The following is a 19780-nucleotide window of genomic DNA, read 5'->3' on the forward strand; positions in this document are numbered from 1 at the left end:
AAATCGACAAGGGGTCCGTGGGGCGTGACATGCGGCGCGAAGGGGTACCGGCTCTCCCGCCGGCGCGTTCCGGCTCATTCCTCCCGCACAGGATCGGGAAGCTGGACCGTATAGGTGGCGCCGTCGAAACGGATACGGAGAGGATCACCGCTCCGGGGCCCGAAGGCCCGGCGTTCGGAGCCCGGGCCGACGATCTCGATGCCGAGGGCGAGACCCTCGGCGACCAGGGCGGTGAGGGTGTCCGCGTACGCCCGCGAGGATGCGCGGTTCAGCAGCACGTCGATCCTCTGGGCATCGTCCAGGGCGGCCTCCTCCACGGTGAGGCGGCCGCCCATGAGGACGGCCTGGGCCCGCATGCCGGACGTCAGAGCGACGCCCACGGCGTCGAGTTCGTCGAGCGAGACGAGGTCGTCCCCCTCGGGCAGGGACGTTCCGTAGGCGGTGCTGTTCACCTGGAGCTGATCGCGGGCCCAGTCCGCGAGCGCCCCCCGCACGTCCTCCGCCACCAGCCAGCCGAACCCGAAGGATTCCGCGACCCCGTCCGCCCAGATCATCGCCGGTGCCGTCGCACGCAGCCCTTCCCACAGCGCTTGTGAGAAGTCCCGGTCGTCGGCGGAGGGCTCCGGCCACCCGTCCACCGGGGTGGCCGGCCCGGTCGGTGAGCCGCCGTCCCACGGCGGCACGACGGGAGGCGTCGGCGGGGCCGGAGGCTCCCACGCGCCGGGGGTGGCGAACGCGGCGGAAGGCGGGACCGATCCACTCGTGCCGGGGTCACGTCCCGCGTCCACGCTCAGCGTGACCCGCCGCCTGCGAGCGGCGACGACCCGGCGCGCGACCCCGGCCACCGTTCCGGGATCGCCGGCCGGCAGGTCGAGACCGGCCGCCTCACGCTGCAACTCCACCAGTGCCCGGGAACGTTCGTCGGACGGCGGCTCCGACAGCAGGCGTCCCAGGCTCTCGTTCAGCACCCGTTCGAACTCCGCAGCGGTCACGGCCACCCGTTCGCCGGCCGTCTCCCGGGCCCGCCGTGCCCGGTCGAAGCCCGGAATCCTGGTGCCGTTCCCGTATCCCGTGAGGGTCACGACCGGGGGCCGCAGACCGTACTCCTCGTTCCACAGGCTCAGCCGGGCCACCTCGCGGGTCGCCCCCGCGACGCGGTAACCCGCCGTGCCGTCGAGGTCCTTGTCGCCCTCGGTGAACTCCAGGTCGCGCGAGGCCGGTGTCTCCTGGCCGAGGACGACCAGCGTCAGCGGGTCGAAGACCGCCGAGATCGCGCCCGGGTCGTCGGGCAGCAAGGACGCGTTGTACTCGTGGAAGGTCTCACCGGGCCTGCGCGAGTACATCTTCATGTGCCACCACCGCCGGGCATCCATCGTGGGCGGCAGCTGGATGATGTGCAGCCCCGCGGACTTCTCCGCCATGTCCACCGTCCGGCGGGCCATGGCCAGTTCGTCCGAGGGATCACTGTCCGGCGGTTGCGCGGCCTCCAGCCTGTTCACCTCCGCGCGTCCGTCCCGCACCCGGATCAGGGCGTCGATGTAGCGGCGCATCCCTTCGAGGCGGCGATGCTGGGCCTGATCGGCGGGCGAAGCGGCGATCCGCTGCTCCACCTGGCCCAGCAGAGCCTCCAACTGGGCCCCGTGACCGCGCAGTCCCGCTTCGATGGCCGAGTAGACGGAGGTCTGGATATGCCGGCGACGGGCGAAGTTCTCCAGGGTCACCTGGGAGCTGCCGTCCTCGCTCTCCAGTACGACGGAGGCGAAGTGGTACCCGAACGGCATGGAATACCTGGTGTCGCCCGGTTTCGCGTGATTCACCTCCAGCCCGAATCCGCCGCTCGCGTCCGGCGAGCCGATGGACTGAACGACGTACCCCTCCCCGACGGCCGCCCAGGCGAACTGGTTCACGCCGATGCGCCGTGCCACGTCCGTGACCGCACGCAAACGGTCCGGATCGGGGCCGTCGAGCCGCAGTGCCCCGCCGTACGCCTCGCCCGGCAGGAACCAAGGAGGCCGCCCACCCTTCGTACGGGGGTCCCGGCCCATCTGCCGGGCGGCCCACTCGGGACCGGTACCGGCCGCCTCCGCCGCATCCGTGGCGGCCGTCGCCATCGCCTCGGCGAGCAGGTGCGTGCCGGTCAGCTCCATCTCGTCCTCGGCGTTCATCCGCACCGGAGCCGTGACCCCGGTCGTGGGATCGCGGAACACCGTGTACGAGTGCGGGCCGCCGAGGACGCTCGCCGAGAAGTCGCGGCAGATCTCCACGGGCAGTCGCCCGCCCTCGAACACCGGCCGCACCCGCAGCAGGGTGACGGGGCCCTCCCCGGTCCGGACCGTGAGGGACGCGCCGTCGGTGACCAGCGAGACGCCACTGCCCGCGGCCCGCAGACGGGTCACCGCCCGGCTGATGACGGCCTGGGTCGCGTACGCCTCCTGTGCGTGCCCGCCCGCTCCGATGATCGCCAGCGTACGGTCGTTGGAGACCCTGAGGTCCGGATCGGCGATGACGTGCTCCTCCTCCCGGGGCAACGCCATCATCGGGTCGTCCGGACTTCCGTCGCCGGCCAGGGGCTGGAGCTCCGGACCGGACGGCGGATACAGCATGCGAAAGAGCGGATCGTCGCCGGGGGCGGCGGTGTTCACCTGGTAGTCCGCGGCCGTCACGACGTGCGGCCGGGCACGCCACGCGGCGTACCGGTCGCGGCGACCGGCCGCCGCCCCGCCACCGGCCAGCGTGCCGGGACCGGTGCTCGGACCGGCCACGGCATTGCCGCGGAGCAGCGAATCCAGAGAGAACCGCAGGGCGTCGGGCGCCGTCCCCGCCGCGTCCACGCTCCGCGCGGACCCGCCGTCCGCGTCGCCGGCACCGTCCGCGTCGTCCGCGTCGAACAGGAAGTCCGCGTCGAACACGAGACCCGAGGGCAGGTCCTCCTGGCTGTCGAACGGAGCCCGGGACACGGGCCAGTCGGTGGTCCCGGACCGCGGGCCTTCGTCGTCCGGGGCAGCCGTAGGGGTGGTGGGCGGGGCGTCCCACCGGTGGTCACGGACGACCGGACCGGACGCGGCCACCTGCTCGATGACCGCGAGATACCGCTCGGGGAGTTCTCCGACGGGCCCGGTGCTCGCCATGACTCCCGAGGTGTGCACGGCGTGCGCGTGGTCGTCGATCCGGAAGAGGAACCCCGCGTCGCGCTGTTCGTCGGGGAGCCCCAGGTAGTGGAGCACCTCGTGCAGGAGAACCGAGTCCGGGTGCCCCAGGTCCCAGGTGCGCTGATCCGCGTCGCCCGGTTCCGGACCGTCGGTGAGGGTGATGTGCTCGTCGTGGCCCGGTGCCTCGGTCAGTTCGATCCCCACGTGGAGCTGATCGCCGGATTCGGGCAGCGCGTAGCCGGTGTTGACGTACCGGTCCAGGACGCCCCCCAACCGGTCGCGGAACTCGGCGAGCCGCCCGGCGCCGATGCCGGGCGCGGGCGCGATGGGCAGCGAGACCGTGAAATCCCGTACCCACTGGCCGTTCTCGGCCTGGACACGCCGCACGGACGCCCGGATGAGCGTCATCGCACCGCCCAGCGTGCCCGGCCGCGGTGGTGCCGACAGTGGATCCGCGGCAGGGTCGAAGCGTTCGGTGTGGAGCCGCCCCGCCGGCGCGCTCTCACGGCGGTGGGCCCAGGTGTCACGGGTGACGGGCGAGGAGACCCTGCGGGCGGGCGGACCGTCGTGGTCACGGCCCTCGACTCCGTCGGCACCCGGGAGCTCCGAAGTGGCCCGGGGACGAGGCGCCTTGGACGTCGGATGCTGCGGGGGCGTGGCCCCGGAGGCGGCGGGTGGCGGGCCCGCGTCGCTCGCGCTGTAGTGGTTGAGGCCGCTGTAGAACAGTTCCACCCGGCGAGCGGCACCCTCCGGCCCCGCGGTCGGGAAGGCGGTCGGCTCCCCGCCCCCTTCCGGGATCCGCGCGGTCCATGTCTCCACACCGACCGCGTGCGCGAGCAGCGGCAGGAGCAGCTCGCCCTGCGGGGTGTCCCAGCGCTGCCTCCAGTTCTGCACCGTCGCGAGGGCGGCGGAGAACTCCTCGCGCGAGAGGGGCGCCTCGCTCAGCGGATAGGAAGCGCTCAGCAGGCGTCGCAACTCCGCGTCGTCCAGCTCGTCCGGGGCGGGCAGCAGACCCCGCGCCGCGAGGTGGTCCAGCATCTGCTGGTCCGTCACGGTGTCCCCCCCAGGGGGCGGCGGCGCGCTCTCGTCGTCGGCGGGGCTGTCCAGGGACGTCCGGAACCGGGCGTGGAGCTCCTCGGCCTCGAAGGTGGCGGGATGGGTGACGGCATCCACCCCGAGCTCTTCCAGCAGTTCCAGCAGCCGGGGACGGCGCATCGACCGCAGATCCCCGGTGAACGCGGCCGTGCGGGTCCTGCGCAGTTGGCCGATGATCCGGGCGGGCAGTCTGCCTTCCGCGTCCGCCGTGACGAGATACCGCTCCACGTGGTCGCGCAGCGCCGCGACGACCAGATGCGCGTGAGGATGGACCGGCAGGGCGGGTGCCCGCGGGGAGTAGGACTCCGCGATCCGCCGGAGGTCCCCGCGTACGCGAGCCGGATCGCCCAGCCACTGGGCGGCCCGCCCGGACAGGGCGGGGAGGCTGTCGCGCACGAGCTGCGGATCGCTTCCCACGAACGCGTACAGGAGGCACTCGCCGTTGGCCAGTGTGCTGACCGGCCGGCCGCGGGGGCGCCTGGACGCACCGCTCCCACCGGTGTCCTCCCCCGTCGCCGTGCCGTCGCCCGGGGCGGTGCCCGCGCCCTTGGCGGCTTTCCCCTTCCCCTTCGTGTCCTGCGCCTTCCCGCCCTTCGCCCGTTCGCCTCCCGCTCCCTCGTTTTCGACTCCGGCGTGCGTACTCCCGTCCGCCGAAGGGGCCTTCCGCTTCCCGGCCGGCTTCGACGTCGCCTCGCTCACGATCGGAACGACGCTCGGGGCGGGCGCGTCGCGGACCGCCCGGGGGGCCGGGGGAGGGGCGTCACGGCCCGGGCGACGGGCCGGAGTCGATGCCAGGGAGCTGAGCGGGGTGGGGATCGTTCCCACCCCGGCACGGTTCCGCTCCTCGTCCAGTGCGGTGGCGAGCGCGGGCAGCCTGCCGGCCGCCGCCGTCCGGACATCGGCCAGACGGCTCTGCTCCCGCAGCGCCGCCGCCACCTGCCGGTCGAGCGAGTCCCGGCCGACCAACGCCTCGTCGCGGAGCGCGGCGGCCTTCGCCACCTCGCTCTCCGTCTCCCGGAGACCCCTCTCGCGGGCCTCCGCCTCGCTCCGGGCCTCCGCGGCCCGGGGCCGGGCGGCCGCGAGCCGGTCCCTCGCCCGGGTCAGTTCCGCCCGGGCGGTGTCGAGCGCGGCGGTCTGCTCGGCGAGCGTCCTGCGGTCCTCCGTGAGTCCGTCGCGGACCTCCCGGAGCCGCGCACGGGCCTGAGCGATGCGCAGACGCGCCTTCTCCGCGCTCCCTTCCAGCGAGGCGGTCCTCTCCGGTGAGGTGGTCCTCTCCGATGGGCCGCTGCTTTCTCCGGGCGCGTTCGGGGTGGGGGAGGAGGGCCCTTCCGGCGAGGCCGCCCCGGCGGGCGTCCCCACCTCGGACGCGACCACTTCACCGGTGCCGTCCTTTTCCCTGGCGGCCTCCAACGCCCTTTCGATCCTGCCGAGTTCGGCCTCCACGGTGATGACCTCGGTGGTCAGCACCACTTCCGTGCGCTCGTCGGAGGCGATCCGTTCCCGCAGCTCCGGCACGGATCCGCTCAGACGGGACCGGGCCTCCGCCCAGCGCGTCCGGTCGCGTTCGGCGCCCGACACCGCTTCCGCGCGCCTCTCGGCTTCCTCCCGCGCGGTCCGGAGGTTCTCACGGTCGGTGCCGGCGGTGAGCTCCCGGGCGGTCAGGGTGTCCGCCGCGTCGGCCAGCAGCCGGTGGGCTTCCGCCTGCCTCGGCCGCAGTTCCAGTTCGTGCAGCCGAGCCTCGCGCTGGTCGTGGGAGGCCTCCGACAGCGAGACCGCCTGATTGCCGAAGGCCTGCCAGGCCCGCCCCACGGCCGGGTCCACGCCGGGGCCGTTCGTGAGCGCCCCGTCCGCGCCGAAACCCCAGTGCCGCAGCGCGTCGCCGGTCCGGATCATCAGCTCGACCGGCTTCCCCGCGAGTGCGGCGGTACGCGACGCCACGAACAGGGCGCGTCCCAGCCTGCCCCCGTCCGGATCCGGACCCAGCGCGAGCCACAGCTGCGCGGAGTCGTCCGCCTCGATTCCCCTCCGCAGCACGGCCGGCAGGTCCGTGACCGGGTGGCGGGACCAGTCGCGCAGATCTGCGGCGTCCTGATCGGCGAGCATCGCGGGCAGGTCGTACACGTGCGGCCGGGGGCGCGGCGGGGTGATGCCGTGACCGAGGACGTCGCGTTCCTGGACGCGCAGGGTCGTCGTCCCGGTCACATGGCGTGTGCCGTCCGGTCCGTGCACGGTGATGTGGGTGTCGGCGAGCACGGCGTACGTGCGGGTACCCCTGCCGTCGGTGGGAAGGGAGGTGCTCCCGATCTTCAGCCACTCGCGGCGCCCACCGCCGACGGCCGACGCGTTGCCCTGCCCCTGGGGCTGCTGGACCAGGACGGGAACGGTGGTGCCCACCAGATCACGGTTCGGATCGTCCGCGCTGTACGTCCCCTGGAACGACACCCCGCCGGTGGTGCCGCTGCTCAGGGAGGAGCCGGCGGAGACGGCGTCCACCCGCAGACGGTCGAGCGTCACGTCCCCGCCGTCGCTGGTCGAGCGGGGGTTGTGCAGCGAGACGGAGAGCACCGGTACTCCGGACGGCCCGGTACGGGTGGGCCACGCGCCCGGCATCGACTCGGTGAGGCCTCCCGTGGTGCGCGGCCAGTCCAGCGCCATCTCGCCCGCCTGGACCAGTTCGCCGATCCGTACGGCGGTCGCCTCTCCCGACGTCGACACCGTCTGCGCGCGGAAGGACGCGGCCTGGTCGGGGGCCACGGCGTCGATCGCGTCGACGAGCTGCTCCCAGGCGTCGAATCCGAACACCGGGGCCGGGCCGGTCGGGACGATCCGGTTCTCCGGGAGGAACGGCCCGGTGCCCGCGGGGTCGTCCGCCGACAGGGCGGGCGGCGGCGGAGCCTGCGCGACCCGGTCGTCCGCCGTCGTCTCGCTGCCGGTGAACCGCAGTGCCAGCCGCGCCGGGACCCGCACCGAGCTCTCGGGCCGGCCGGTCAGGGTCCTGGTGATCCACGTACCGAGGCCGGCGTCCTCGTCGCTGAACGAGATCAGCCCGTTCTCCAGCACTCCGCCGAAGTAGTTGAGGGGCCAGTCGACGACGGGAGCGGAGCGGACCGTGGCGGTGTAGTCGTACCCGACCTCGAAGTCCGCCGCGCTGTCCGTCCTCAGCCAGAAGCGGTTCTCGGCGGATTCGGTGGCCTTCGCCGTCTGCGTGCGGGTACTGCTCGCCGTCAGCGAGGGCCCGGCGCGGTCCGTCCTCGTGTCCGACTCGGGGCGGGGGTACTGCGTCGTCGGGTTGAGCGTCACCGCGTGCTGCCTCGTCGAAGCCGCGCTGTGGCTGGTCGCGGCGGCCGTGTGCGCGTGGTACTGCTCCAGGCCCGTGCCCGCACCGGCCGGGGTGCCCCGCACCGTCGCCCGCTGCTCCGGGGCCGGGCGGGGACGAGCGGTGAGGGTGACCTCCACCAGTCGCGCACCGCCCAGAGCGACATGGCGGAAGTGGAACCGCTGGGTCCCGGCGGGTCCCCGCCCGGGCAGCGCGCGCAGGGCGCTCGGCGAGGTGTAGTCGGCGATCCGTGCCCGGACTCCCGGCAGGTAGGAGGCGTGGCCCGGCCTGGTGGATCCCGGCGCCTCCCGCTCGATCAGGGCGGTCAGCTCCTCCCGAAGCCGGTCACGCCGCTCGGGCCCGTCCAAGGGGTCGGCCGGCGTGGCGTCCGTACCGTCGCCCTGCCCGGAGGAATCGGATGCCCGGCCGGGCCCGCTTCCGGGGGGTGCGACGCTCCCCGTCCCGTCGAGCTGGGTGACCGAGAGGACTCCGGCCAGGCCCAGTTCGCCGGTGCGCGTGTAGTGCTCCGGCAGCCGGAGGCTCGCCACCGGCGGAGCGGGCTGCTCCGGTGCATCGTCCATTCCCCTGAACCACCGCTCATCGCGGCGGAGTTGATGGTCCGTCACGAGAAACTGCACTGCCCGGGGGACGTCCACCGCCAGCGTGACGTCCGTACCACTGCCCACACCGAAGGTGTTTCCGACCGCGTTGCGGGTGCCCCGGCGAACGGTCACCAGATACGTCGCGTCGGCGCCGATCCGGTGCTGCTGCCCGCTCTCGGTCGCCGTACGGTTCACGGCGGTTGCCGACCCGAGGGAGTCCGCGGTGTCCGACTTCGCGGTCCAGCCGTACGCGCCGGACGGGCCGAACCGGTCGGGCCGGTCCGGCTTCTCCCGCGTCGCGGAGGCTTCGGGCGACGGCTTCCCCTGCGAGGCGGTGGAGTCGGACGACGGTTCCGGCGAGGCGGTGGGCTTGGTGCCCTGGGAGGCGGTGCCGGTGAACCCCAGCCGGTGGCTCGTGGAGACGGTTTGCGCCTGGGTCGCCGTGTCGTTGGAGCTGAGGCCCGTCTCCAGGTACTGCCTCGCGCCGTGCATGAGCCTGGGGTGGTGGAGGTATCCGCGGATCTCGACCGAGTACTCCTGGTCGGCGCCGAGACCCGGCAGGGTGATGCCCTCGATCACGTACCCGCTCTTGAAGATCTGGTGGGCGCGCGCGGTGAGGGTACCCGGTGCCGTCGCCGCGAGCAGCACCTCGTGCGCGACCGTGGTGGGGTCGGTGGGACTCTGCCCGGCCAGCGACTCCGACACCAGGCGGGTCACGGAGGCCACCACGCCCGGCGCGTGCGGCGCGGCGGGCGGCGGGTTGTGGAGCGGCAGCACACCACCGTCGTCCGGTGCGGCCGGCGGCCCGGCCGCGACCTGACGGAAGGCGTCCCTCAGGGCACCGGACCCGCGCACCACATCCACCAGAGCGTCGTCCGGGAGGCGCACCACCGACGGCAAGGGAGTGCCGTCGGGCCCGGACATGGCGAGCAGGTCCGCGTCGTTGCCGGCACCGGGGGCGGTGCGCGGCGGGCGGATGACGGCGGCCGGTGCCGGAGGAGTCCGCCGGGTCTCCTCGCCCTCGGGGACGGCCAGCGTGCGGTGGTGCGGCACCGAGAGGGTGATGTGACCGGCCACCGAGACCGGCGGGGGACCGGCATGCTCCGCTCCCGCGGTCAGCTCGGCGAACCGCACACGCGGAACGTCGCCCGATTCGCCGTACAGGTCCAGGGAGAACCGGGCGGGGATCTCGAAACGTTCGCTCGACTGCCCGGAGCTGATGAACAACTGGTCGTGGCCCACGCCCGCGCCCACGGTCGCCGCGTGGCCGGCCTGCCACGAGAAGAGGTAGTCGCCCGCACCCCCCAGGGTCCAGCCGTTCGACCCGGCGGGGAAATTGACCCCGGCACCGAAACCGGCCGAGAGACCGTATCCGGTCGCCTGCTGTTCGGTGCCGGGGACGCCCAGCGTCGCCAGTCCGATGCCCTGGATGTGGGGCAGCGTCCGGACGTGCCGGGACACCGCCTCCGGACGCGTGTCGCGTACGGCCGACAGCCGCAGCTGGACCCGGCGGGTCCCGGTCGGGGTGGGCCGGTCCAGCCACAGGGAGTGGCCACCCTCGACCATGGCGTCGGTGGCGGCGCGCTGCCCGATCTCCGAGCGGGCCTGCTCGAAGCGCCGGAGATTCGACAACTGGTCCTGTACCAGTGCCTCGTCCGGCAGAACCCTGCTCCGTCCGTGGGTGGCCGCCGGGAGATAGCCTTCGGTGCGCAGCCACCGCTCGGCCTGCTGGAACAGCGCCTCCGTGCCGGTCACCTCCAACGGGGTCGCGGTGATGCCGATGCCCTGCAGGTTCTCCAGCTCGGACGGCAGCGCGCGCCGCGCCGCGGCATCCGGTACGGTGCCCTGCGCGTCCTCGGCGGTGAGGACGCGCAGCTGCATCCCCCCGGCCCAGGGGGCGAACGTGTGGGGCACCTCGCCGCCACCGGGCCGCACCAGCGTCAGGGTGTGGGTGACGGTGGCGGGCGTGAGCAGATGGCTCCGGTTGCTCCGCACGGCGTGCATGATCGCGGCGGTGCCGCCGCTGGACAGCGATTCGCTCGTCTGCCAGGTCGCCCCACCCTTGCCCACGACACTGCCGCCCACGACCGCGGCCGCCGCGGCATGACCCCGGGACGTGTCCTGGGTGAGCGACGGACCGACGCTGACGTTCAGCGCGACACCGCTGGTGAACTTCGCCTGACCGTCCACCTTCACCGTCTGGACGACATGGCTCTCCAGATTGATCTTGGTGTCCACACTCCTGCGGGTGGGGGTGCCGGGAACGGCCGTCGTGGTCAGCTTGAACATGCCGATGGCCCGGCCGGAGGAGTCGAGCAGAACGGGCGAGTACAGACCGCCGCGCCGCTGCAGGGGAAGCGTGCCGCGCAGGGTGGGTTCGGAGAGGAAGGTCTCCAGCTCCTGGACCGACGTGGACGACAGCCCCGCGAGCTCCGCACGGAAGACCTCACGTGCCTCCTCCAGCAGCCGTTGCGGCTCGGAGACCGCGTCCACGCCCCACACCGGAAGATCGTCCAGACGCGCCGGAGCGGGCAGCGGGTTGCCCGAGGTGTCGTCGACCGCCAGGTGCTCCGGGAACCAGACCGTGACCGGTCCGTGCCGCTCCGGCGGGCCCCAGGTGTCGCCCGGAGCCAGACGCGGGGTGTCGACCCGGACCTCCCAGCCGGAGGTGAACTCGTACGCCTGTGAGAGCTCGTTGCTGCGTTGCGCGGTCGTCGACTGCACGGCGTGCGTCACGGTCGTCGAGGACGAGTACTGGTTGTGGGTCAGGGAGAGGGACGGGGACACGTTGACGGCCCGCGCGGCGCCCGCCGCCAGGATCGGGAACGACCCCGACCAAGGAACCGGGACCGTGCGGTACGTGCCCGATGTCGCGGTGTCGGCGGTCTCCTGACCACCCTGCCCCCGGCGCTCCACCCGGACGTCGGGGTCGGCCGGATCCAGCCGCCCGCTGCGCCCGGACCTCGCCGGATCGCTCAGACCCAGCCGTACGTCCACCGTACGGCCGCGCCCCGCGACGTCGACGGTGACGCGGTGGCCGGCGCTGGAGAGCAGATAGGGAAGGTTGATCGCCATCTGCTCGGCGCTCAGTACGTCCTGGAGCCGTGTCAGTACCGGGTGCCCGTCGGCCGGTGCGACCACGCCGAGCGACCGCAGGATCTGGCGGTGCACCCCGTCCACGACCGCGGCGGGCAGCGGCTCCACCTGGACCAGCCCGACGACGCCGTCGTGACGCGACCCGTAGTCGCTCACATAGGTGGAGGGAGGCGGGGGCGGGGGAACGGACTTCCCGGGCGCCACGAGATCCTTGATCTCGGGGATCTCGGGGATCTCGGGGATCTCGGGGATCTCGGGGATCTCGGGGGTCTCGGGGATCTCGGGGGTCTCGGGGAACTTGGGGGACTCGGGACTCTCCCGGGTCTCCGGTGCCGTGCGGCTGTCCGACGGGCCGCCCGGGGCCTTCGTGAACTCCGGCTCTTCCGCGAACTCCGGAGTCCCCGGCACCGCGCTTTCCGGTGGCACCGCGGCTGAGACGGTTTCCCCGGCCTTCGGGACGTCCGGTCCGGGCTGTCCGTCCGGGACGGGCGACGCAACCGAAGCGGTCGTGGAGGTCGGGGCGGTCGCGAGGAACGACGGAAGGGGGGAGCTCGTGGTCGCCGGCTGCCCGTGGGCCGGGGCTGGGGTCGTCCCGTCGAGGGGGCCGTCGACCGGGCGCGGGGCACGCGGGTCGGCTCCGAGGGTGAGATCCGGAGCACGTCGCTCGCCGGTGGCACGGGGCGGGATCCGCGTGGGAAGGGAACCGTCGCCGGTCAGGGTCGGGCCGGGCGGGGGCACCTCGCCGATGAGGGCGCCCAGGAGGGCGAGGTGGCGGGGACGCAGTCCGGCCTGGACGTAACTCCCGGCATCGGAACCGAGGTCCTCGGGCCCCGCCACCCCCGCGGATTGCAGGGCCTCGGTGGCCGGCCGGTCGTACCGCCCCATCAGGCTGCCCGGCACGTCGGGGCGGTGCGGCGCCGAGGTGTCCGGGGACTCGTCGCGCAGACCGAGCTGGTGCCCGATCTCGTGGGCGAGGTCGTTCTCCGTCGCGTCGAGCAGCCAGGTGTGCTGCGACATCGCCAGGTCCGGGACCGGATTCCTGACGGACACTTCCAGGTGTGCGCCGCCCCGGGGATCGGCGGGCACCACGCTGACGTGCAGCTTGTCGCCGTTGGGCAGCAGGTGCCCAGGGGCGTTGAAGACCCGTTCCACCCCCTCGGCCATGCGCTGCCACATGTCCTCCCGGGCCTGGGACGGGAGGCCCTCGGCGCCGGTCAGGGCGACCTCCACGGTGAGGTCCGTGACCGGTACGCCCTCGTGGACGAAGCGGCGCACGTCGAAGCCCGAGTGGACGACGTACTGGGTGGTACCCGAACCGTCGCGGGACGGCGGCGCGGAAACCGGGTCGACCCAGGTGTGCTGCCGCCCCACCGGGGGCACCGCGGCCCTGGCCTCGTTCCATCCGGGGGCCGACGGGGCTGTGACGGGGGAGATCCCGAGGGGAACAGCGGCCGGGGCGGCTTCCGCTGCCACGTTCCGCTCCACGTCCCCCCGGTCCAGGTCCCGGTCCAGGTCCCCCGGGTCCAGGTTCCGGTCCGGGTCCACGTCCCCCCGGTCCACGTTCCGGTCCCGGTCCATGTCCGGGGCAGGGCCCGTGGCTGCGGACGGGGATGCGGGGGATGCCGGGGTGGCCGGGGCCACGCCCGTCTGCCGGCCGGCAGCGGCGGACGACGGCCTGTCCAAGCCGGGGAGGGGCTCGGTCCCGGGGCCGGATCCGTTGCCGTCTTCGAAGGCGGCATCCTGGACCGGAGAGTCCTCCGTGGTTCCCGGCACCGGCTGGGTGGATCCGGTGGACGGACGAGGCGAGCCGGCGGCCGTGGTGGGCGCGGCGGAGGGCGCGGGCCGGTCGGCGGCGTCCGGTCGGTCGTCCGTCGTCCCCGTACCGGACCCGTTCGGTGGGACACCGGCATCGACCTCGATCCCGGCCTTGGTCTCCGTGTTCCGGACCTGCGTGTCCGGAGCTTCCGCGTCCGGGTCGTCCGGGTCCGAAGCTCCTGTGTTCGAGGACTTCGGGTCCGAGGCTCCGGCGGGGAGCGGTGCACCGCTCGGCCTGCCGCCCTTGGCGCCACCGCCGGACGCGGCGGGCGCGTCGCCCCCCACCGCGGGCAGTGGCGCGCCGCGCGTCGGGGCGGGTGCGGGCGTGCCGCGGACTCCGGTAAGCGTGCTTGACGGAATGCCGCCGTTCCCGCCGGTGCCGGTGCCGGTGCCGGCACCGGTATCCGGGAGCGTGCGCGTGTCCGCGTCGTCCTGCGTGAGTACGGAGGGCCCGTCGCTCGTCCGCGCACGACCGGGTGTCCGCACGCCTCGGTCCGGGCGAACCGCGCCGGTGTCACTGTTCCCTCCGACGCCTCCGACGCCTCCGACGCCTCCGACGCCTCCGACGGTCTCCGGTCGGCCTCCGGAGTCCGGCCGCGTGTCCGTTCGGGGGGCGCGGTCGCCGTTGCCGGTGGTGTCGCGGTCACCGTCGCCGGTGCCGACCGTGTCGACCTCGATGTTCTTGAACCCCAGCCCCTCGCCCAGCGAGTTGCCGAACTTCTCCGTACCGTCCTCGATCCCCTTCTCCACCACCGAACTGATGCCTGAACCGAGGAAGGTGTCCCAACTGGTCGTCCACTTGCCGTCGAAGAGCCCGCCGACGAAGATCTCCGCGACCGCCTCCGACGCTCCGGAGACGAGGAAGTCGTCGCCGGCGTCCGCGGCTCCGTCGAGCATGTTCTTCGTCTTCGTCTTCGGCGGGTTGGTGACCTTCGTGGTGATGTCCGAAAGATTCTTGTTGAAGGGATTGCCGCCGGGATTGTCGAAGACGTTCCTGAACGCCTTCCCGAAGTTGTTCGTCACCGACGAGAACAGGCCGTGGAAGGCCCCGGCCAGCGCGCCGAACGCGCCGTCCTTGAAGATCTGCCCCCAGTCGAACCCGTCGGGGCGCCGGCCCGCCGGGGCGAGAGTCATCATCGCCAGCCGCACCGCGAACGTCTGGAAGGCCTCCTGGAAAGCCTCGGAGAGGCTCGGCAGCAGGTGGGTGCGCTTGAGCAGAGTGTCCAGCGCGGTCAGGATCGCGACCCGGCTGCGCGCCTTCGCCACGGCGACCTGGCTCGACGCCGAACCACCCGTGAAGACCGACAGAGCGAGGATGACGGCCAGTTCTATGAGGAGCCGCACCAGCTCCGCGATGATCTGCCACTTGGACTCCATGATGTCCATGGAGCTCTTGATCCTGCCCTGGGCGATCGTGTCCAGCTGCCCGGCGAACTCCTTGAGGTGGTTCGTACCGCCCTGGTCCACGAACAGGTGCATCGCGCGGACGTAGTTGTCACCGACCTGTGGCGGCAGGGCCCGTCCCACCCCGGCCACGGACTGCTCGATCAGGTCGGACAGGTCCACGACCCGCTTGCCCAAGCGGTGGTACGGCTCGTGGCTCGCGTAGGCCTTGTCCTCGTCCGCTTGGAGCATCCGCTCGCCGATGAGCACGAAGAGCAGATTGTTCAGCTGGGGCGAGACCTGGATGGACATCGGGAGATCAGTGCTTTCCGCCGTGGGAGCCGCTGCCGGAGGACCTGTGGATCGAGTCGAGAACGCCCGACTGCGTGGAGAGGATGTTGCCCAGGTTCGCCAGGGTGCCGTCCGCCACTCCGACGATGGCGTCGGAGAGCGCCACGCCCGTCTCCACCGCCGCCTTGCGCTCCTTCCGCTCCTGCGGCAGTACCTCCTTCGCGTAACTGTCGTCCGTGCCGGGCCAGTCCCGCGTGAGGTTCACCGAGGAGACGAAGTCGTGCACGATCTCCCGCGCCAAGGCGCTGATCTGGTCGATCTGTCGAGAACCCGCCTGGAGCCTTCCCGGCTCGGCGAAGTAGGCGTTTCCTTCGGGCATCGCTCAGTCCTCCGCGTCGTCGCTGATCTCGTCCCGGAGCCGGCGTGCCGAGGGCCTTCCCTCCTCGGCCCGCGGTCCTTCCAGCACCCCCGGCCCGAATATCCTGTTCCAGTCGACGTCCACTCCCGTCAGTTCCGGTACTCCGGAACTGGCCGCGGTGAACGGCTCGAACGTCCGCATCACGCGGCGGGCCATCTGCGCCCTCGCCTCCTGGACCGTCTCCAGGACACTCACCGCGAGCTGCGAGGCCGCCATCGTGCGGTACTTCCCGTCGAGGAACTTCAGCGCCTGCAGATCGCCCTGCGCGGTGACCGTCACCTCCACGGAGCGGTCCTGCGACCGCACGGTGCAGCTGGCCCCGCTCAGTTCCGACTCGGCCCGCGCCACCGCGGCCTCGGTCGCCGCCAGTTCGGCCATCGCCTGCGCGAGCCGCTGCTCGATCGACTCCTTCACCGCTGGACCTCCGTCCCGGCCACGCCATGAACCGCCTTCCCGATCGGGTTCGTACGCCTCATCGTCCGATCACCGCGGGCGAGCCCCCTTCGTCGGTGCCCCAGACGTCCTCGTCCTCGGCGACCCAGCTGTTGCGCGCCCGGTCACCGCTCTCGGTGGACTGACCGGCCTGAGCGCCGCCGCCCCCGCCGCCGGGGTAGAAGGGGCTGGAACTCGTCGCCGTACCGCCCCGGGTGACACGGATCTCCTCGTCCTCGTCCGCTACGGCCCCGCGCGCCCGGGACCCCGACGCGCGCCTGCTGACGGCGCCGCCGGTCTCGGACAGCACATTGCGCACGCGTTCGGAGGAGCCGCCGCCGCCTCCGCCGCCCATCCCGCCCATACCTCCGCCGCCCATGCCACCGCCCATGCCGGACGGGTTCAACGGGACACCGCTGGGCGACCCCGACGATCCGGAGGACCCCTCGGCGGCGGCCGCGAGTACTCCCGAGGAGCCCCCGGGAGCCCCCAGTGCGCCTCCGGTGTACGGAGTGCTGTCGTAGTCCTCGTAGGCCGCGGAGTCGTCCAGGAGGGAACCGCTGCCGCCCGGGGAAAGACCGCCCGAGGAAAGCCCCCCTGAGGAGAGACCGCCCGAGGAGAGCCCGTCATGGTTCAGCGAGGTGAGCGAATCGAAGGAGGAGCCCGCCGTCCCCGGCCCCGACGAGCCGTTCAGCGAGCTCGACCCCGTGGTCGGGATGTCGGGGAAGTCCAGATCCAGACCGCCGCCCGGTGACGAACCGTTGAGATCCGTCGTCGTGCTGGTCCCGTTCGGCGCGGTGGTGGTGAGAGCACCGGTGCCGGGGTCGAGGATCTCCTTGGTCCCGTCCGGATACGTCGTGGTGAGGGTGCCGTCGGGGTTGAGGGTGGTGACGCTGCCGTCGGGGTTGGTGAAGCCGACACCGCTGTTCAGGTGGCTGGTGGTGACGGTGCCGTCGGGTGCGGTGGTCGTGACCGTTCCGGTGGCCGGGTCGATCTTCTGGACCGTCCCGTCCGGGTAGGTCGTCGCCAGTGAGCCGTCGGGGTTCAGCTGGGCGGTGTTGCCGTCGGCCGTGGTGAACGCACCCGTGTGCGGATGGAGCGTGCTCTGGGTGACGGTCCCGTCGGGCGCGGTGGTGGAGACGGCTCCGGTGTCCGGATCGAGATTCTGAACGGTGCCGTCCGGCCGCGTCGTGGTGAGGGTGCCGTCGGGGTTGAGGGTGGTGACGCTGCCGTCGGGGTTGGTGAAGCCGACACCGGTGTTCAGGTCGCTGGTGGTGACGGTGCCGTCCGGCGAGGTGGTCGTGACCGTTCCCGCGGCCGGGTCGACCTTCTGGACCGTCCCGTCCGGGTAGGTCGTCGTCAGCGAACCGTCCGCGTTCAACTGGGTGGTGCTGCCGTCCGGGTTGGTCAGGGCGTCGAGGCCGAGCCCGCCGTTGAGATCCGAGGTCTTCCCGTCGTTCTTCGACGGCGAGGTCAGCCCCGGCAGGTTCAGCCCCCCGGTCAGCCCCTCCAGGTTCGGGCCGGTGAGGCCGTTGAGATCGGTCGTGGTGTCGGTTCCGAGGCCCCCGGTGCCCGGATCGCCGCCCAGTCCGCCCAGGCCGTCGTCGAGACCACTGACGGCCTCGTTCAGCCCGTCGTTGATTCCGTCGAGCCCGCTGTTGAGGTTGTCGACGGACTCTCCCAACCCGTCGTTGATGTCGTTCAGGCCCTTGCTGAGCCCGTCGCCCAGCCCGTCCCCGAGACCGTTCAGGCTGTCGTTGAGCCCGCTGGTGACGTCGTTCAGGTTCTCGTTGAGCCCGTCGTTGATGTCGTTCAGGTTCTTGTTCAGGTTGTCGTTGAGGTTGTCGAAGTTGTCGCCCAGCCCGTTCCCCAGATTGTTGAGGGTGTCGTTCAAGGTGTTGCTGTTGTTCTCGGCCTCCTCCCGCGCGAGGTCGGCCTCGTCCTTCTGGTACTCCTCGGACAGCGTCGAGGTGTCCTTCGTCTTCAGCGGTTCGTCGAAGGCGTCCTGCACGTCGATCCAGGCGTTGTTCACGTTGGTCAACGCCGTCGTCGCCACCGGGATGAGCTGCGCCTCGATGTAGTCGTTCCACCGCTTGACGGCGGCCTCGCCGATCTTCTTCCAGTTCGCCGTGTCGTTGAGATCGCCGTAGACCGGGTGGTTCTGCTTGAACGCGGCCGTCGACGAGTAGGTGACGGTCGTCGAGTAGTAGCCCCCGGAGGTGTGCTGCTGGATGTGCGGGATGTTGTTCTCCAGCACCCACGCCGAGACCTGGTCGAGGATTTCCAGCACCGACCGGTGCGGGTCGTGTTCCCGCGTGTTCGCCCAGGTCGTCCACGCGTTGCGCAGGTTGGTGGCCTCGTCGATCAGCGTCTTCTGCGCCGAGATCAGCGCGTCGCTCAGCCGGGACTTCGGCACGTAGCCCGTGGGGCTGGTGTGGGTGCCGGTGTACGTGGCTCCGCCCATCTGCTCGACGTAACTGTCGTAGTTCTTGTGCAGTTGGTGCACCAGGTGCCAGAAGAGTCCCGCGGCCTTGCCCCGCCATGCGGACTGGTCGCCGCCCAGGGAGGTCTCCCACTGCGCGAGGGCAGTCGCGTGCTCGTTGAAGAACCCCAGCGCCCGGTCGAAGGCACGGCCCGTCCGCTCGAACGAGTCGAGGTCGACGGCCTCGTTGTTGAGCACCGCCAGCCCGCTGTACGAGAAACCCCGGCTCGAACGGGTGTCGAGCAGTTCGTCCAGGGCCCCCTTCGACCCGCTGACGTACTGGCCCAGCGGGCCGAAGTCCCACTCGTCGCCGTAGTGGCCGGTGAACTCACCGCCGGCCATGGTCTCTCCCTGCTCCAGCAGCCGCGCCTGGCCGTTCGCGTCCGTCGGTACGCCGATGAAGACGATGCGGGCCCGCCGCATCGACACCCCGCTGTGGCTGCCGTCCCCGCCCGCGTTGTAGAAGGTGAGGTCGTAGTCCTCGCCCGAGTGCGTCATCCAGCCGCTGAGGGCGGAGAAGTCGTTCGCGGTGACCGCGCGCATACCGGTGTCCTGGATGTCCATCCGGAACAGTGGAATGCCCTCCTTGCTGCTCAGCTTCTCGAAGAGCCCTTTTCGGCTGGGAACGCCGTACCCGGTGAAGAGGGTGACGGCCTTGCCCCAGTAGTCGTCGGTGTCGTAGTTGGCCGGCATGGCGAGAACTCCGCGGATGGTGGGGGTGCGGGCAGGAAGGGCGGGGACGGGCGCGTCCCGCAGGCGTACGGCCCGGGTCAGGCCTCCGTGGAACCGCCGCCCAGGTCCGTGTCGACGTCGGAGAAGATGTCCAGCAACTTCTCACCGTCGATGGAGGTGAGCGAGGTTCCCTGCGTCTTGAGCAGCGTTCTGATCGTCTCGCCCAAGTCCCTGTCGATGTCCGCGAAGAGGGTGCCCTGGGCGTCGAAGATCTCGTCGATAGCCTCGGCCGCCGTCTTGACCACCGTCACCAGACTGGAGCCGCTCACGGTTTCGTCGCCGGCCATCAGCCCGATCGCGAGCACGGGGTTCTCGTCGATGTGCTCGGGCGTGGTGATGCCCTTCACGATGCTGTGCAACGCCCGGACACCTGCCTCGTCCTTGCCGATGGCCTTGAGATCGGCGATGAAGTCCGCGACGTCGATGTCCTTGAACCGCTGAAGACCGGCCGAGTCCAGATGGGTGAGATCTGCCATGACGTCCTCCTGCTGAGTGTCCTGCGTCCGGAAGGTGCGGGCCGGGCGGCCCGGTCCGGCCGGGTGCCGCCCGGCCCTGAGCCGCGTCAGCGGCCGATGGTGACCTCGGACCACATCTGGGTCAGCGAGTTCTCGCTGTACTTGTAGCTGTCGGAGATGTCCGTCAGCAGCCCGGAGTGCGAGGTGAGCAGGGTCTCCATGTTCTTCACCGCGCCGTCCCAGGCCGCCTGCTTCTGGCGGTAGGTGTCGGCGTCGGTGCCGTACCACGTCTTGATGAGCTCGCCGAGTTCCGCTTCGAGTGAGGACAGCGTGTTCGCGATGGCCTTCGTCTGCTGGACCATGTCGTCGGCGGCGTTGTTCATGTGGTTGTAGTCGACGTAGATGTAACCGTCGGTCAGGTTGTCGGGCACGGAAGTCTTCTCTCGTTCGGAGGGATGGTGTGAGTACGGACTCCGGGCCCAGGGCCTCTCGTCGGATCATGCTGGGCCCGCGT

6 protein-coding genes are annotated in these 19780 nt (G+C 71.9%); all 6 read right to left on the reverse strand.

Annotation, left to right across the window (positions count from 1 at the left end; all coding sequences use genetic code 11):
- Positions 1–74: 74 nt before the first annotated feature.
- Entirely contained in the window at positions 75–14768 is a 14694-nt protein-coding gene (locus ACWCSV_RS11060) for a hypothetical protein (RefSeq protein ID WP_451140752.1), read from the reverse strand.
- A 7-nt stretch (positions 14769–14775) separates the two neighbouring features.
- On the reverse strand, positions 14776–15126 hold the full coding sequence (locus ACWCSV_RS11065) for a hypothetical protein (protein WP_451140754.1): 351 nt from the start codon (positions 15124–15126) through the stop codon (positions 14776–14778).
- A gap of 3 nt (positions 15127–15129) precedes the next feature.
- Positions 15130–15543: a YbaB/EbfC family nucleoid-associated protein gene (locus ACWCSV_RS11070; protein WP_451140828.1), complete on the reverse strand. Its 414-nt coding sequence runs from the start codon at positions 15541–15543 to the stop codon at positions 15130–15132.
- A gap of 94 nt (positions 15544–15637) precedes the next feature.
- Positions 15638–18772: an AAWKG family protein gene (locus ACWCSV_RS11075; RefSeq protein ID WP_451140756.1), complete on the reverse strand. Its 3135-nt coding sequence runs from the start codon at positions 18770–18772 to the stop codon at positions 15638–15640.
- Between the two features lie 77 nt (positions 18773–18849).
- Positions 18850–19287: a type VII secretion system-associated protein gene (locus tag ACWCSV_RS11080; RefSeq protein ID WP_327179803.1), complete on the reverse strand. Its 438-nt coding sequence runs from the start codon at positions 19285–19287 to the stop codon at positions 18850–18852.
- 86 nt (positions 19288–19373) lie between these two features.
- Entirely contained in the window at positions 19374–19697 is a 324-nt protein-coding gene (locus ACWCSV_RS11085; RefSeq protein WP_327179804.1) for a WXG100 family type VII secretion target, read from the reverse strand.
- Positions 19698–19780 lie beyond the last annotated feature (83 nt).

The organism is Streptomyces sp. NPDC001770 (assembly GCF_053596135.1).